This is a genomic window from Pimelobacter simplex, from assembly GCF_024662235.1.
Classification (GTDB): Bacteria; Actinomycetota; Actinomycetes; order Propionibacteriales; family Nocardioidaceae; genus Nocardioides.
Genome location: NZ_CP096276.1, coordinates 5534874 through 5550417, shown reverse-complemented (window position 1 = coordinate 5550417; position 15544 = coordinate 5534874). Strand labels below are relative to the sequence as shown.

16 protein-coding genes are annotated in these 15544 nt (G+C 72.8%); 7 read left to right on the top strand and 9 right to left on the bottom strand.

Features of this window, described 5'->3' with window-relative positions; genetic code table 11:
• Positions 1–91: 91 nt before the first annotated feature.
• Positions 92–1297: a 4-hydroxyphenylpyruvate dioxygenase gene (hppD, locus tag M0M48_RS27240; RefSeq protein WP_257753538.1), complete on the top strand. Its 1206-nt coding sequence runs from the start codon at positions 92–94 to the stop codon at positions 1295–1297.
• Positions 1297–2544 carry a Glu/Leu/Phe/Val dehydrogenase dimerization domain-containing protein gene (locus M0M48_RS27235; protein ID WP_257753537.1) on the top strand — a complete coding sequence of 416 codons (1248 nt, stop codon included), beginning with the start codon at positions 1297–1299 and terminating at the stop codon, positions 2542–2544. The genes hppD and M0M48_RS27235 overlap by 1 nt, the downstream gene beginning before the upstream one ends.
• Positions 2545–2550: 6 nt before the next feature.
• Here M0M48_RS27235 and M0M48_RS27230 read toward each other — a convergent pair whose 3' ends face one another.
• Both M0M48_RS27230 and M0M48_RS27225 read right to left on the bottom strand, forming a co-directional pair.
• The gene (locus M0M48_RS27230) at positions 2551–3942 is read right to left on the bottom strand and encodes an MFS transporter (protein ID WP_257753536.1); all 1392 of its coding nucleotides are present in this window, start codon (positions 3940–3942) and stop codon (positions 2551–2553) included.
• The gene (locus tag M0M48_RS27225) at positions 3939–4751 is read right to left on the bottom strand and encodes a MaoC/PaaZ C-terminal domain-containing protein (protein ID WP_257753535.1); all 813 of its coding nucleotides are present in this window, start codon (positions 4749–4751) and stop codon (positions 3939–3941) included. Before M0M48_RS27225 ends, M0M48_RS27230 begins: the two co-directional genes overlap by 4 nt.
• Positions 4752–4805: 54 nt before the next feature.
• Between M0M48_RS27225 and M0M48_RS27220 the strand changes: the two genes are divergently transcribed.
• Positions 4806–5681 carry an enoyl-CoA hydratase gene (locus M0M48_RS27220; RefSeq protein ID WP_257753534.1) on the top strand — a complete coding sequence of 292 codons (876 nt, stop codon included), beginning with the start codon at positions 4806–4808 and terminating at the stop codon, positions 5679–5681.
• Between the two features lie 103 nt (positions 5682–5784).
• On the opposite strand, the gene M0M48_RS27215 is transcribed toward M0M48_RS27220, so the two are convergent.
• The 3 genes from M0M48_RS27215 to M0M48_RS27205 are packed head-to-tail and all read right to left on the bottom strand — an operon-like array spanning position 5785 to position 7722.
• Positions 5785–6345: a PaaI family thioesterase gene (locus tag M0M48_RS27215; RefSeq protein WP_257753533.1), complete on the bottom strand. Its 561-nt coding sequence runs from the start codon at positions 6343–6345 to the stop codon at positions 5785–5787.
• Positions 6342–6965, bottom strand: coding sequence for a gamma carbonic anhydrase family protein (locus M0M48_RS27210; protein WP_257753532.1), 624 nt, complete (start codon positions 6963–6965; stop codon positions 6342–6344). Before M0M48_RS27210 ends, M0M48_RS27215 begins: the two co-directional genes overlap by 4 nt.
• 7 nt (positions 6966–6972) lie before the next feature.
• Positions 6973–7722 (bottom strand): SDR family NAD(P)-dependent oxidoreductase, encoded by a 750-nt coding sequence (locus M0M48_RS27205; protein WP_257753531.1) that lies wholly within the window; start codon positions 7720–7722, stop codon positions 6973–6975.
• 54 nt (positions 7723–7776) lie between these two features.
• On the opposite strand from M0M48_RS27205, the gene M0M48_RS27200 reads away from it, so the two are divergent.
• Positions 7777–8220 (top strand): VOC family protein, encoded by a 444-nt coding sequence (locus M0M48_RS27200; RefSeq protein WP_257753530.1) that lies wholly within the window; start codon positions 7777–7779, stop codon positions 8218–8220.
• On the opposite strand, the gene M0M48_RS27195 is transcribed toward M0M48_RS27200, so the two are convergent.
• Entirely contained in the window at positions 8211–9101 is an 891-nt protein-coding gene (locus tag M0M48_RS27195; protein WP_257753529.1) for an aldo/keto reductase, read from the bottom strand. The two genes, M0M48_RS27200 and M0M48_RS27195, sit on opposite strands and share 10 nt — an antisense overlap.
• On the bottom strand, positions 9098–9811 hold the full coding sequence (locus M0M48_RS27190; RefSeq protein ID WP_257753528.1) for an SDR family NAD(P)-dependent oxidoreductase: 714 nt from the start codon (positions 9809–9811) through the stop codon (positions 9098–9100). The genes M0M48_RS27195 and M0M48_RS27190 overlap by 4 nt, the downstream gene beginning before the upstream one ends.
• Positions 9812–9970: 159 nt before the next feature.
• On the opposite strand from M0M48_RS27190, the gene M0M48_RS27185 reads away from it, so the two are divergent.
• Both M0M48_RS27185 and M0M48_RS27180 read left to right on the top strand, forming a co-directional pair.
• On the top strand, positions 9971–10792 hold the full coding sequence (locus tag M0M48_RS27185) for a CoA transferase subunit A (protein WP_257753527.1): 822 nt from the start codon (positions 9971–9973) through the stop codon (positions 10790–10792).
• Positions 10789–11553 carry a CoA-transferase subunit beta gene (locus tag M0M48_RS27180; protein ID WP_257753526.1) on the top strand — a complete coding sequence of 255 codons (765 nt, stop codon included), beginning with the start codon at positions 10789–10791 and terminating at the stop codon, positions 11551–11553. Before M0M48_RS27185 ends, M0M48_RS27180 begins: the two co-directional genes overlap by 4 nt.
• 26 nt (positions 11554–11579) lie before the next feature.
• Here the strand turns inward: M0M48_RS27180 and M0M48_RS27175 are convergent, their stop codons facing one another.
• The gene (locus M0M48_RS27175; RefSeq protein ID WP_215813758.1) at positions 11580–12215 is read right to left on the bottom strand and encodes a TetR/AcrR family transcriptional regulator; all 636 of its coding nucleotides are present in this window, start codon (positions 12213–12215) and stop codon (positions 11580–11582) included.
• A 119-nt stretch (positions 12216–12334) separates the two neighbouring features.
• Between M0M48_RS27175 and M0M48_RS27170 the strand changes: the two genes are divergently transcribed.
• Positions 12335–13915 carry a FadD3 family acyl-CoA ligase gene (locus tag M0M48_RS27170; RefSeq protein ID WP_257753525.1) on the top strand — a complete coding sequence of 527 codons (1581 nt, stop codon included), beginning with the start codon at positions 12335–12337 and terminating at the stop codon, positions 13913–13915.
• A 395-nt stretch (positions 13916–14310) separates the two neighbouring features.
• Here the strand turns inward: M0M48_RS27170 and M0M48_RS27165 are convergent, their stop codons facing one another.
• Complete coding sequence (locus M0M48_RS27165; RefSeq protein ID WP_257753524.1) at positions 14311–15528, bottom strand: acetyl-CoA C-acetyltransferase; 1218 nt, start codon at positions 15526–15528, stop codon at positions 14311–14313.
• Positions 15529–15544: the final 16 nt, after the last annotated feature.

Sequence of the window (15544 nt, the reverse complement as noted above, 5' to 3'; positions counted from 1 at the left end):
TCAAGCCAGGCAGGGTCAGCAGAACTGGCCGTCTTGCCTATCTCCACATAGGCAGGTTGTGAGGCCCGGGCCGACCTGTTGTGCTGCTCACATGTCCCTCCACGACACCCTGACCAGTGAGGAGCAGCTCGCCGAGCTGGACCTCGACACGTTGAAGCAGCTCGTCGGCCTCGTCGAGTACGACGACCGCGAGGACCCGTTCCCGGTGACCGGCTGGGACGCCGCCGTCTGGGCGGTCGGCAACGCCACCCAGACCGCGCACTTCTTCACCTCCGCGTTCGGCATGGAGCTGGTCGCCTACGCCGGCCCCGAGACCGGCAACCGCGACCACGTCGCGTACGTCCTCAAGAGCGGCGCGGTCCGCTTCGTGATCAAGGGCGGCGTCGACCCGCGCAGCACCCTGCTCGACCACCACCGCAAGCACGGCGACGGCATCGTCGACATCGCGCTCGAGGTCCCCGACGTCGACAAGTGCATCGCCCACGCCCGCTCGGTCGGCGCCACCGTCCTGGAGGAGCCGCACGACCTCAGCGACGAGCACGGCACCGTCCGGATCGGCGCGATCGCGACCTACGGCGACACCCGGCACACGCTCGTCGACCGCAGCCGGTACGACGGCCCGTACCTGCCCGGCTACGTCGCGCGGACGTCGTCCTTCCAGAAGCGCGAGGGCGCGCCGAAGCGGCTGTTCCAGGCGCTCGACCACATCGTCGGCAACGTCGAGCTCGGCCGGATGGACGACTGGGTCGAGTTCTACCGCAAGGTCATGGGCTTCACGAACATGGCCGAGTTCATCGGCGACGACATCGCCACCGACTACTCCGCACTCATGTCCAAGGTCGTCGCCAACGGCAACCACCGGGTGAAGTTCCCCCTCAACGAGCCCGCGGTCGCGAAGAAGAAGTCGCAGATCGACGAGTACCTCGAGTTCTACGACGGCCCGGGCGCCCAGCACCTCGCGCTCGCGACCAACGACATCCTCAGCACCGTCGACGCCCTGCGCGCCGAGGGCATCGAGTTCCTCAACACGCCGGACTCCTACTACGAGGACCCCGAGCTGCGCGCCCGGATCGGCGAGGTCCGGGTGCCGGTCGAGGAGCTGCAGAAGCGCGGCATCCTCGTCGACCGCGACGAGGACGGCTACCTGCTCCAGATCTTCACCAAGCCGCTGGGCGACCGGCCGACGGTCTTCTTCGAGCTCATCGAGCGGCACGGCTCGCTGGGCTTCGGCAAGGGCAACTTCAAGGCGCTGTTCGAGGCGATCGAGCGCGAGCAGGAACGACGGGGGAACTTCTGATGACGACCGACCCGACCACGATGCACGCGCTCCTGGGCCGCTTCGAGGCCAAGGCGCCCGAGATCGTCTTCGAGTGGCACGACGCCGAGACCGAGGCCCGGGGCTGGGTGGTCATCAACTCCCTGCGCGGCGGCGCGGCCGGCGGCGGCACCCGGATGCGCGCCGGCCTCGACCGGGCCGAGGTCGAGGCGCTGGCCAAGACGATGGAGGTCAAGTTCACCGTCTCGGGCCCGGCCATCGGCGGCGCCAAGTCGGGCATCGACTTCGACCCGGCCGACCCGCGCCGCGAGGGCGTGCTGGCCCGCTGGTTCAAGGCGGTCTCCCCCCTGCTCAAGACGTACTACGGCACCGGCGGCGACCTCAACGTCGACGAGCTCCACGACGTCATCCCGCTGACCGAGCGCTACGGCCTGTGGCACCCGCAGCAGGGCATCGTCAGCGGCCACTTCGCCGCCGACGAGCGCGAGCTCGTCCAGCGCGTCGGCATGCTGCGTCTCGGCGTCTCCAAGGTCGTCGAGGACCCGCGCTACACGCCCGAGCGCGAGCGCAAGTACACGATCGCGGACCTGGTCACCGGCTGGGGCGTGGCCGAGTCGGTCGTGCACTACTACGGGACCTACGGCGGCGCGGTCGCCGGCAAGCGCGTGATCGTCCAGGGCTGGGGCAATGTCGGGTCCGCGGCGGCGTACTACCTGGCGCAGGCGGGCGCCTCGGTCGTCGGCATCATCGACCGCGACGGCGGCCTGATGAACCCCGACGGGTTCACCTCCGACGAGGTCCACGCGCTGTTCGTCGGCAAGCAGGGCAATGCGCTGCGCGCCGACGGCCTGATCCCCCACGACCAGCTCGACGACGCGATCTGGGACATGGGCGCCGAGATCTTCCTGCCCTGCGCGGCCTCGCGCCTGGTCACCGTCGAGCACGTGAAGCGGCTCGTGTCGGGCGGCCTGGAGGTCATCTCGGCCGGCGCCAACGTGCCGTTCGCCGACCCGGAGATCTTCTACGGGCCGACCTACGAGTTCGCCGACCAGCACGTCGCAGTGATCCCCGACTTCATCGCCAACTGCGGCATGGCGCGCACGTTCACGCTGCTCATGGAGGGCATCGACGAGGTCTCCGACGAGGTCATCCTCGGCGACGTCTCGCGCACCATCCGCACCGCGATCGAGAAGTGCCACGCGCGCTCGCCGCACCCGACCTCGGTGGCGGCGACGGCGTTCGAGATCGCGCTCGACGAGCTGGTCTGAGCCCGGCTACAGGTCCCGCGGCAGGCGTACGGCGAGCAGCGCCCCGCCTGCCGCGGCGGCCGCACCCCAGCCGTAGGCGAGCCCGTAGCCCAGGGCGCTCGCCGCGTGCGCCGCGAGCAGCGCACCGATCACGGCACTGCAGACCGAGGCGCCGATCATCCGCATGAGGGTGTTGAGCCCGTTGGCGGCGCCGACCGCGTCGGGCGCGGTGAGCCGGACGACGAGGAACGGCAGGGTCGCGAACGACATCCCGATGCCGAGGCCGACGAGCAGCGAGACCGCCACGACCGCGACCGGCCAGCGGACCGTGAGCGCCGAGACGGTGTAGCCGGTCGCGCTGCAGGCCAGGCCGAGCGCCAGCGCCCAGCGCGCGCCGCGGCGGGCGACGATCCAGGAGCCCAGCGGGGCCGCGAGCATCATCGCCAGGCCGCCCGGGACCAGGCACAGCCCGGCGACGAGCACCGAGTGGCCGGGTCCGTCGACCGGCCGCTGCAGCAGCACCGGCATCACGAGCACGTTGGTGAACATGGCGACGCCGGCGAGCACCGAGGCGAGCTGGACGAGCGCCATCCGCGGCTCGATCGCGGACGCCAGGTCGACGAGCGGGTCGGTGGTGCGCCGCTCCCACCACCACCAGACGGTGAGCGTGAGCAGGCCGCCGGCGGCGCTGCCGAGGGTCCCCGGTTGGGTCCAGCCCCAGCGACCGCCGTTGGTGACGGCGAGGAGCACCGCGACCAGGCCGACCGAGAGCAGCACGCAGCCGACCCCGTCGAACGACGCGCGCGGCGCGGCCGGCCCGGCGCCGGAGCCAGGTGCGGGCGCGGGCGCGGGCCGGGGCACGACGAGGACCACCCCGGCGGTGGCGAGCGCCGCGAGCACGGCGGCGCCCCAGAAGACGACCTGCCAGTCGGTCACGGCCGCGACGAGTCCGGACACGGCGACCCCGGCCGCCGTACCGATGCCCATGGTGGCGCTGATCAGCGCGGCCCCGCGCTGGAGCGCGACGCCGGCGGCGACCTCGGCGAGCGCGCTGATCCCGAGCGGGATGACGGCGCTGGAGGTGCCCTGGAGCGCACGGCCCGCGAGGAGCAGCGGGTAGGAGGCGCCGACCGCGCAGAGCACACTGCCGAGCGCGGTCGCGACCAGGCACCACACGAGCACCCGCTTGCGGCCGAGCAGGTCGGCGAGCCGGCCGCTGACCGGGGTCGCCACGGCGGCGGCGACCAGGCAGACGGTCATCGCCCAGGAGGCCGCCTCACCGCTGATGTCGAGCCGCTCGGGCAGCTCGCCCAGCAGCGGGATGAGCAGCGCCTGCGACAGGATGCCGACCAGGCCGGCCGCGGCGAGCACCGCGACGACCGGTCGGGTCCGCACCACGGGCGCTGCCGTGGCGATCACGCGAAGAGGGCCCGCGCGCCGTCGATCGCCGTACCGCGCTCGGTGTCGACGCGGAACGAGCCGTCGGCCCACACCGGCACCCGGACCGTCTCGCCGGGGAAGACCGGCGCGCTGAACCGTCCCTCCAGCAGGGTCAGGTCGGCGGGCGAGGCGCCCTGGGCCGAGGCGGCGGCGAGCACGGCGCCCGACAGCGTCGCGAGACCGTGCAGGATCGGGCGCGGCTGGCCGATGCGCTCCGCGGCGACCGGGTCGATGTGGATGTGGTGGTGGTCGCCGGTGAGCCGGTAGAGCGCGGCGGCGTTGGCCGCGATCGCCCAGTCGGCGGTGCTCACCGGGTCGCCCTCGGGACCGGGCGTCCGGCCCGGCCCGCGCTCGCCGCCGAAGCCGCCGCGGCCCGGCGCGAAGATCGACCAGGTGGCCCGGACGTAGTCGCACTCGACGACGACCTCGAAGACGGCGGCGCCGCCCTTGTCCCACACCTCGCCCACGCGGGCGGTCATCAGCGTCGAGCCCGCGGCCGGCATCGGCGCCAGCACCTCGAGCCGCTGCGAGCCGTGCAGCGCCGTACCGACGTCCCAACCGCCGGCCGAGCCGACGACATCGGGCGCCCACTGCGCCAGCGTCAGCGCGAACGTCGGCAGCACCCGCAGGTCGCGCTCGAAGACCAGGTCGAGCCGGTCGGCGGGAGCGCCGACGGCGAGCGCGAAGAGGATCGCGTCGCGCGCCTCCCAGCTCACCTCGCGCTCCCCCAGGGGCCGCCCGGCCCAGTCCGCGGTGGAGAGTCCTTCGAGTTCGGGTCGGGTCGTCATCCTGCTACGATACCAAGCAAACGCTAGGTTTGTACGAGCACCCCGGGAGCACCGATGAGCAACGACAACCCGACCACCGAGCCCGTGGTGACCTACGAGGTCCGCGACGCGGTGGCGTACGTGACGCTCAACCGCCCGGAGTACGCCAACGCGCAGAACTCCAAGGTCACCTACGCCCTCGACCAGGCGTTCACCGACGCGGTGAACGACGACGCGGTCAAGGTGATCGTGCTCGGCGGCAACGGCAAGAACTTCTGCGGCGGCCACGACATCGGTACGCCGGAGCGCGACCTCCACGAGTCGTTCGAGCGCAAGGCCGTCATCTGGTGGGACCACGTCGGCGCCGCGGGCGTCGACGCCCGCTTCGCGCGCGAGTCCGAGGTCTACCTCGGGATGTGCCGGCGCTGGCGCGAGATCCCCAAGCCGATCATCGCCAAGGTGCAGGGCGCCTGCATCGCCGGCGGCCTCATGCTCGCCTGGGTCTGCGACTTCATCATCGCCTCGGAGGACGCCTTCTTCCAGGATCCCGTCGTCAAGATGGGCATCCCCGGCGTCGAGTACTTCGCGCACCCGTGGGTCATGAACCCGCGTGCCGCCAAGGAGTTCCTCTACACCGGCGGCCGCTTCGACGCACGCCGGGCGCTCGACCTCGGCATGGTCAACCACGTCGTCCCGCGCGACCAGCTCGACGCGTCGGTCGACGAGATGGCCCACCGGATCGCCGCCATGCCGCGCCTCGGCCTCGCGCTGACCAAGAAGGCGATCAACCAGGCCGAGGACCTCATGGGCCAACGCGCCGGGATGGACTCGGTCTTCGGCCTGCACCACGCCGCGCACTCCCACAACGCCGAGGTCAGCACCGACTCGCTCGCCGGGCTGGACGCCGCCGCGATGGCCGCGTCCAACAAGCGCGACGCCGGCCTGCTCTGACCCCCGACGAAGGGGCACGTTCCGGCGGGCGAAGGAGCGCGTTCCGGCGGTCGAGGGTGCGCCCTCGACCGCCGGTTCGTGGCACTTGGCCCGCCGGAACGTGCTACTTCGCGAGGGCGACGAACAGGCCGCGCGCCTCGACGGTCTTCACGTCGCCGTGCCAGAGCGCCCCGACGGTCTCGACCTTGCGGCCGCTGCGCGCGACGATCTCGCCGGTGATCCGCAGCGGTACGTCGAGCGGGGTCGGCGCGCGGTAGTCGAGGTTCAGCGAGGCGGTGACCGCCGGGACGCCGTGGTGCTGCACGAGGCTCGAGAGCAGGACGTCGAGGAGCAGCGCGCCGACGCCGCCGTGGAGCTTGCCGGGCGGACCGGCGTACGCCGCGCCGAGGCCGTCGGCGACCTCGGCGGTGGCGCGGCCGTCCTCGAAGACCATGGTCAGGCCCGGCAGGGCGGGGTTGTCGAGGTGCCAGCCGTAGTCGCGCGCCCCCACCGCCTCGTCGTACGGCGTGCGGGGGACGTCGTCGAGCCGGCGCTCGCGCAGCATCGCCGTGAGGGCGCGCACGGCCGCGTCGGCCCGCTCCATGTCGGCATCGGAGACGTCGGTGACGGCCATGACCGAGGCGAGCTCGCGCACCGCGACGGCCAGGCTGCGCCGGGCGTTCACGCGCCGCCGCCCCGCTCGGCGCGCAGCTCGTGCAGCGGCCGGCTGACCGAGGCGTCGGTGCTGACCCGCATGCGGTCCGGCTCCTCGGCCGCGAGCGGCGCGACCGGGCGCAACGTGGCGAGCGAGCGCCGGGCGAGGTCGCGGTAGACGCCGGGCCCGCCGGACTTCCAGGCGAGCTGGTCCTCGTCGAGCTCGCGCAGGACGCGGGCCGGGCTGCCGATCACCAGCGACCGCTCGGGCGCGACGAAGCCAGCGCTCACCACGCTGCCGGCGCCGATGAGCGAGTCCGCGCCGATCCGGGCGCCGTCCATGACGACGGCGTTCATCCCGACGAGCACCCGCGGTTCCAGCACGCAGCCGTGCAGGATCGCGCCGTGGCCGACATGGCTGCCCTCCCCCAGCACGACGTCCGCGCCCGGGTAGACGTGGACCGTGCACGAGTCCTGGACGTTCGAGCCGGCCTCGATGCGGATCCGGCCGAAGTCGCCGCGCAGGCTGGCCGAGGGTCCGATGTAGCAGCCCGGGCCGACGATCACGTCGCCGATCACGTCGGCCGACGGGTGCACGTAGGACGTCGGGTCGCAGACCGGGACGACGCCGTCGATCTCGTAGAACGCCATGGTCGCCTCAGGCCTTCATGCCGCCGTCGACGACGAAGTCCTGGCCGGTGCAGTAGCTGGCGGCGTCGCTGAGCAGGAATGCGACCATCGCGCTGACCTCGTGCGGCTGCGCGGCGCGCGGGACCGGCAGCGACCCGACGACACCGCCGCCCTGGCGCGAGGCCTCGGAGAGCATGGCGGTGTCGGCGGCACCGGGCAGCACGCAGTTGACCCGGATCCCGCGCTCGCCGCCGAGGTCGATCGCGGCCGCGCGGCTCACGCCCCGCAGCGCGAACTTCGAGGCGCCGTAGGCGCTGGAGCCCGGCCAGGCCGCAAGGCCTGCCACGGAGGCGATGTTGACGATCGCGCTGCCCGCCGGCATGTGCGGCGCGAGCGCCTGCATGCCGTGCACGGCGCCCATCACGTTGACCTGGAAGTGCCCCTCGAACATCTCCGGGGGCGTGTCGAGGAAGTGGGCGTACTCGCAGCGCCCGGCGTTGTTGACCAGGCCGTCCACGCGGCCGTACCGCTCGACGACGAAGGCCGCGAGCTCGGCCCAGGCCGGCGCCGACGTCACGTCGAGCGCCGCGGCGGCGTGCTGCTCGCCCAGCTCGGCGGCGACCTCGCTGACGCCGTCGGCCGCCAGGTCGGTCAGGACGACGGTCGCGCCGGCGCTCGCGAGCGTCCGGGCGTGCGCGGCGCCGAGGCCGCGGCTCGCGCCGGTCACCACGATCACCTTGTCGGTCAGGTCGACCAGCGGCCGGGGGGCGGTGTCCATCGTGTTCATCTCCTCAGGGTTTCACATAAACCAAGCGCTTGCTAGGTTCGGGGCATGACGTCGATCCATCACGTGGGCATCACGGTCAGCGACATGGCGCGCTCGCTCGCCTTCTACGAGGACCTCCTCGGCGGCGAGCGGCTGGGCCCGTACGAGCGCAGCGGGCCGCGCATCGACGCGGTCACCGGCTACCCGGGCATCGTCGTGCGCCAGGCGTTCGCGCGCGCCCAGGAGGGGACGACCGTCGTCGAGCTGCTCCAGTACGACGGCGGCTCGGACGTCGTCATCGACCCGGACAACGGCCACGTCGGTGCCGCGCACGTCGCGATCACCGTGACCGACCTCGACGCGACACTCGCCCGGCTGCGCGCCCGCGGCACCACGGCACTCTCGGACCCGATCGTGGCGAGCGAGCCGATGGCAGGGCACCGGGTGGTCTACGTCCTCGACCCCGACCGGGTGCGGGTCGAGCTGGTCGAGCCGCCCGCTCACGACTGACCCGCCGCTCCGGCGCCCAGCCGGGCGAGCTCGTCGTCGGTGAGCACGAGCGTCGCGGCCTGCACCGAGTCGAGCACCGACTCGGGCCGGCTGGCACCGGGGATCGGCACGATCCAGGGCGAGCGGGCGAGCTGCCAGGCGAGCGCCACCCGCTGGGCGCTGACGCCGCGCTCCGCGGCGACCTCGGCGAACGGCGCGAAGGTCGAGCCGAGGGCCTTCGCCTCACGCATGCCGCCGAACGGTCCCCACGACAGGAAGGTCAGCCCGAGCTCGGCGCACAGGTCGATCTCGGGCTCGCTCCCCCGCGCCAGCGGGGAGTACTCGTTCTGCACCGACACCAGCGCCGGGCCGAGCACGTCGGCGGCGAGCCGGATCTGCGCGAGGCTCGCGTTGGAGATGCCCACCCTCGCCACGATGCCGTCGTCGACGAGCGAGCGCAGGGCCGCCATCGACTCCGCATAGGGACGCCGCGGGTCGGGCCGGTGGTGCTGGTAGAGCGGCAGCACGTCGAGACCGAGCCGCTCCCGCGAGGCCTCGGCGGCCGCCCGCAGGTGCTCCCGGCTGCCGTCGATCCACCAGGTCAGGCCGTCGCGCGTGTGCCCGCCCTTGGTCGCGACCACGATGTCGTCGAGCGGACCGCCCCACGAGCGCAGCGCCGTCGCCAACGCGCGCTCGTTGATGCCGTAGCCACCGGGGGTGTCGAACGCCGTCGGACCGTAGACGTCGGCGGTGTCGAACAGCGTGACACCGGCGTCGAGGGCGGCGTGGACGGCGCGCGTGCCGCGCTCGACGTCGCTGTCGGGCGTTTGGGTCAGCGTCATCGCGCCGAACCCGATCGCGGAGATCTCCAGGTCGCCGAGGCGGCGCTTCGGGAGGCTCACTTGCCGACCGCCGTCCAGCCGCCGTCGACCGGCACGCAGACGCCCGTCGTGTACGTCGCGTCGAGCAGCAGGTGCACGATCTCGCGGGCCATCTCGGCCGGGGTGCACAGGCGCCCGAGGGGGGTGCGCGCCTCGACCGGCGCGATGTCGTACCCGTGGTCGATCATGTCCTGCACCATCGGCGTGAGCGTGTGGCCGGGCGCCACCGCGTTGACCCGGATGCCGAGCCCGGCCCACTCGATCGCGAGGTTCTCGGTCAGCTGGCGCACGGCGGCCTTGGCGACGCCGTAGTCGGACTGGTGGGCCCAGCCGCGGTAGGCCGTCGTCGACGCCAGGGTGACGATCGAGCCGCCCTCGCCGAGGTCGCGCAGCCGGCGCGCGACCGCGGTCGCGGCGAGCAGCGTACCGACGACGTGGACGTCGAGCACCCGTCGTACGGCGTCGGGCTCGAGGTCGAGCGCCGGCACGAAGGCGCCGCGGATGCCGTGGCTCGCGACCAGGTGCCGCACCGGACCGGACGCCGCCTCGGCCTCGGCGAGGGCGCTCGCGACCGCGTTCGCGTCGGTGACGTCGAGCGCCGCGTGCCCGACGTCGTCGCGCTCGGGCGCCTGCAGGTCCCAGACCGTCACGGCCAGGTCGCGCTCCCGGAGCAGGTCGACGACCGCCGCCCCGATCCCGCTCGCGCCGCCCGTCACCACCACGTGTCCCATCGGTCCTCCTCGTCGGCTCGCACCAAGCATCTGCTTGGTTGGATGCAAGCACCGATGGACCCCGGTCACAAGGCTCCTGCCGCCCAGTGGCACCACCACGAGCCGCGGGGTAGAGTCGCCGACGAACCACCAAGCAAGCGCTAGGTTTCGGAGGATGACGTGACGACCGACAAGACGATGGACCTGGCCGACCTGGCCGGCCACGTCCGCTCAGGCATGACGATCGGCATCGGCGGGTGGGGCTCGCGGCGCAAGCCCATGGCCCTCGTGCGCGAGCTGCTGCGGACCGACGTGACCGACCTGACGGTGGTCACCCTCGGCGGCCCTGACGTGGGCCTGCTGTGCGCGGCGGGCAAGGTGAAGCGGCTCGTCTACGGCTTCGTCTCGCTCGACAGCATCCCCCTCGACCCGCACTTCCGCGCGGCCCGCGAGGCCGGCGCCATCGCCACCACGGAGTACGACGAGGGCATGTTCGTCGCCGCCCTGCGCGCCGGTGCGAGCCGGCTGAGCTTCCTGCCCACGCGGGCGGGCCTGGCCTCCGACGTGCTGACGATGAACCCCGAGCTCAAGACCGTCGCCTCCCCCTACGACGACGAGGTCTACGTCGCCGTCCCCGGCGTCCGGATGGACCTCGCGCTCATCCACCTCAACCGCGCCGACGCGGCGGGCAACGGGCAGTACCTCGGGCCGGACCCCTACTTCGACGACCTGTTCGCGATGGCCGCCGACCGCTGCGTGATGAGCGTCGAGAAGGTCGTCCCGACCGCCGACCTCACCGCCGACGCCGCGCCGCAGAGCCTGCTCGTGAGCCGGATGTTCGTCTCCGGCGTGGTCGAGGCCCCCGGCGGCGCCGGGTTCACCAGCTGCGAGCCGGACTACGGCCGCGACGAGGCCGCCCAGCGCGCGTACGCCGACGCGGCCCGCGACCCGGAGGCCTGGGCCGCGTTCGAGCAGACCTACCTCGAGGAGAGCGCCCGATGAGCACCCTGGAAGCGACCCGTGCCGAGATCTGCGTCGTCGCCTGCGCCGCCGCCTGGCGCGGCTCCGGCGAGGTGCTGGCGCACGCGGTCGGCATCGTCCCGAGCATCAGCGCCCGGCTGGCCAAGCTGACCTTCGAGCCCGACCTGGTGCTCACCGACGGCGAGTGCTTCCTGATGAGCGAGCCGCCGCCGCTGGGCGGCAACGCCGCCACCGGCGGCACCATCGAGTCCTGGGCGCCGTTCCGGAGGATCTTCGACATCCTCGCCACCGGCCGCCGGCACAGCATGATGGGCGCCAGCCAGGTCGACCGCTACGGCAACCAGAACATCTCCTCCATCGGCGACTGGCGCAAGCCGAAGCGCCAGCTGATCGGCGTGCGCGGCGCACCGGGCAACACCGTCAACCACCGCACCGACTACTGGGTGAGCAACCACAGCGCCCGGGTCTTCGTCGAGGCCGTGGACGTCGTCTCCGGCGTCGGCAACGACCGCGCCCGGGCCCACGAGGGCACCGCGCTGCGCTTCCACGACCTCGGCGTCGTGGTCACCGACCTCGCGGTCCTCGACTACGACGCGGACGGCCTGCTCAAGGTCCGCTCGCTGCATCCCGGCGTCACGGCCGAGGAGGTCGCCGAGCAGACCGGCTTCGCGATCGACACCAGCGGCGCCGGCACCACCCGGCTGCCCACGGCCGAGGAGCTCGAGCTGATCCGCACGGTCATCGACCCGCGCGGCCTGCGGGACAAGGAGGTCCGGCGCTGAGCGCGCCGGACCGGCGTCCGGCGCGCTCAGCCGGCGAGCAGCCCGCCGTGCAGCATCTCGAGGTACTGCTCGGCCAGCGCCTTGTGCTGGAGCCGTCCGCGCGGGTTGTACCAGCGCACGGTGGACCAGATGGCGTCACGGATGAAGCGGTACGTCGTACCCGGGTCGAGGTCGGCCCGGAAGTCGCCGGCCTTGGCCCCCGCCTTGAGCACGCCCAGCCAGACCTTCTCGACGTCCAGGCTGGCCTTGGTGACGAAGGCGAACTCGCTCGTGGTCGTCAGCAGCGCCGACTCGTTCTGGTAGAGCGCGACCGCGAACGGCACCCGGTGGATGGTCTCGAACGAGTTCATGATGAGCCCGTCGAGCGCGGCCCGCGGGCTGTCCTCGGCGTCGGCGATCTCGCGGATCTGCTGGAGGAGGTTGCCCATGAACTCCTGGAGGATCTCGGTGAGCATCGCCTCCTTGGAGTCGAAGTGGTGGTAGAGGCTGCCCGAGAGGATGCCCGCCTCGTCGGCGATGTCGCGCACCGTCGTCTGCGAGTAGCCGCGCGTCGCGAACATCTCCGCAGCGATCGCCAGCAGCTGCGCACGCCGTGCGGAGCTGGCGCCGTTCGCCCGCCGTCGGCCGCCGCGACCCGTAGCCTCGTTGTTGCTGCTCACCATGACCTGATCCTTTCCCACCGGCGGCGCCCAGTCGCCACCGCCCACCGAACGCGCGCTCGCGCCGGCACGGACAGGGCTACAGTACCTAACAAGCACTTGCTCATGAGGAGTTCCGCCTGATGGCACCCCGGACCGTTCCCGCCCTCCTGGCCCACGGGGCCCAGATCCATGGCGACCACCCCGCCATCGTCGACGGCGGCACCACCATCACCTATGCCGGCCTGCGCGACCTCGCCGTCGCCACCGCCCGCGCCTACCGGGCCCTCGGCGTCGAGCCGGGCGACCGGGTCGGCGTGTGGGCACCCAACCGCGCGGAGTACCTGGTGGCGCTGCTGGGCGCGCAGTACATCGGCGCGTCCGTCGTACCGCTCAACACGCGCTACCGCGGCCACGAGGCCCAGGTCATCCTGAGCCGCTCGCGGGCGGTCGCCGTCGTCCTGTGCGACGGCTTCCTGGGCACCGACTACTCGACGCTGCTGTCCGAGGCCGGCGGCGACGAGGCCGGGCCCGTCGTACCGGGGCTGCCGCACCTGCGCACCATGGTCGACATGAACTCCGCGGGCCGCCCCGGCACGCTGCCCTGGACCGATTTCCTCGCCCTCGGCGAGCGCACCCCGCTCGAGGAGGTCGAGCGCCTCGCCGCCGAGGTCACCCCCGAGACCGTCTGCGACATCCTCTTCACCTCGGGCACCACCGGCGTCCCCAAGGGCGTGATGAGCACCCACGCCCAGACCATCGGCGTCGCCGACGTCTGGGCCGCCGGCGCCGAGCTCACCCCGGCCGACCGCTACGCGATCGTCAACCCGTTCTTCCACTCCTTCGGCTACAAGGCCGGCGCCATCGCCGCCCTCGTCGCGGGCACGACGATCTACCCGGTCCCCACCTTCGACCCCGAAGCGCTCATGCAGCTCGTCCAGGACGAGCGCATCACCGTCCTCCCGGGCGCGCCGACCATCTTCATCACGCTCATCAACCACCCCCGTCGTACCGACTTCGACCTGTCGTCGCTGCGCTTCTCCATCGCCGGCGCCGCCTCGGTCCCCGAGACGCTCTTCGAGCAGATGCGCGAGGTCCTCGGCTTCGACCAGGTCGCCCAGGCCTACGGCCTGACCGAGTGCGTCGTCGCCACCGTCTCCCGCCGCAACGAGGACCCCCGCCACATCGCCCAGACCACCGGCCCCGGCGTCCCCGGCATCGAGGTCCGCGTCGTGGGGAGTGACGGCGCGGACGCGCCGATGGGCAGCGACGGCGAGATCTGGCTGCGCGGCGACAACGTCATGCTCGGCTACTTCGAGGACCCCGACGCCACCGCCGCCGCCATCGACCCCGACGGCTGGTTCCACACCGGCGACGTCGGCCGCCTCGACGAGCACGGCTGCCTCAAGATCACCGACCGGATCAAGGACATGTTCATCGTCGGCGGCTTCAACGTCTATCCCGCCGAGGTCGAGAACACCCTCGCCGAGCACCCGGCCGTCATGGAGAGCGCCGTGATCGGCGTACCGGACGAGCGGATGGGGGCGGTGGGCCAGGCGCACGTCGTCCTGCGCCCGGGGGCGGTGGCGACGTCCGAGGACCTGATCGCCTGGGTGCGCGAGCGGCTGGCGAACTTCAAGGTGCCGCGGTCCGTCGTACTGGTGGAGGGGTTGCCGCGCAACGCCAGCGGCAAGGTCCTCAAGACCGACCTGCGCCAGCCCTAGACCCGAGCAGCACCACCAACGGCAACGGCCGCCACCCGAAGAGGTGGCGGCCCGTTGCCGTTGCCGTTGCCGGAGACGAGCCAACACCCGGAGGTGGCGGCCGCACAGCGGCGGCGCGGGCGGAGCCCGTGCCGTTGTCGCGCCGCCCAGCCGGCCGTCAGGGCCCCGCAGTCAAGGACGGGCGAAGCCCGCCGCGAAGCGGACCGAGCGAAGCGAGGATCCTTGACGGCGGGGGACGGCCGGCTAAGCGCGGCCGCCACCGCAACCCAGCCCACCAGCCAGCCGGCAACCTCGCCCCAGGAAACCTGCACCCTCAGAGGGCCAACCCTGCTACTTCGCCCGCCGGAACGTGCCACTTCGCGGGGGCAACCCTGCGACTTCGGCGGCTGGAACGGTCAGGCGAGGCGCTCGAGGACGAGCGACATCCCCTGCCCACCAGCCGCGCACATGGTCTCCATGCCGATCTCCAGGTCCTGCTCCTGCAGCGCGTGGATCAGGGTCGTCGCCATCCGCGCACCCGTGGACCCGAAGGGGTGGCCGAGGGCGATGGCGCCGCCGTTGACGTTCACCTTGTCGAGGGCCAGGCCGAGGCGGTCGATGCTGGGGAGGACCTGGGCGGCGAAGGCCTCGTTCATCTCGACCAGGTCGACGTCGGCGACGGTCATGCCGGCGCGGGCGAGGGCCTGGCGGGAGGCTTCGACGGGGCCGAGGCCCATGATCTCGGGCGAGAGGGCGGAGACGCCGGAGGAGACGATCCGGGCCAGGGGGGTCAGGCCGAGCTCCTTGGCCCGGACGTCGCTCATCACGACGACGGCGGCGGCGCCGTCGTTGAGGGGGCAGCAGTTGGCGGCGGTGACGGTGCCGGTGGGGCGGAAGACCGGGGCCATGGCGGCGACCTTCTCCAGGGTGACGCCGCGGCGCGGGCCATCGTCGGTACGGACGACGGTGCCGTCGGGCAGCGCGACCGGGGTGATGTCCTTGTCCCAGAAGCCGCGGTCGGCGGCGGCCTCGGCGAGGTTCTGGGAGCGGACGGCGTACTCGTCCTGGGCCGCACGGGAGACGCCGCACAGGTCGGCGACGTTCTCGGCGGTCTCGCCCATGGCGATGTAGATGTCGGGCAGCTCGCCGGCCTCGCGCGGGTCGATCCAGGGCTTGCCGGCCTCGGCGCGGGCGAGGCCGCGCGCCGCCGCCTCGGCGTACGCCGGGTCCTTGGTGTCGGGCATGCCGTCGGCCTTGCCCTGGGCGAAGCGCGAGACGGTCTCGACGCCGGCGGCGACGAAGGCGTGGCCCTCCCCGGCGCGGATGGCGTGCATCGACATCCGGATCGCCTGGAGCGAGGACGCGCAGTAGCGATGCACGGTGCTGCCCGGCAGGCCGTCGTACCCGAGCTGGAGGGCGGTCATCCGCCCGATGTTGTAGCCCTGCTCGCCGGCCGGCTGGGCGCAGCCCATGACCAGGTCGTCGAGCTCACCCGGGTCGAGCGCCGGTACGGCGTCGAGGGCGGCGCGCACCATCTGGGCGGCGAGGTGGTCGGGGCGCATGTCCTTGAGCGAGCCCTTGTAGGCACGGCCGATCGGAGAGCGGGCGACGGAGACGATCACGGCTTCAGGCACCCCGCCATCCTAGGCG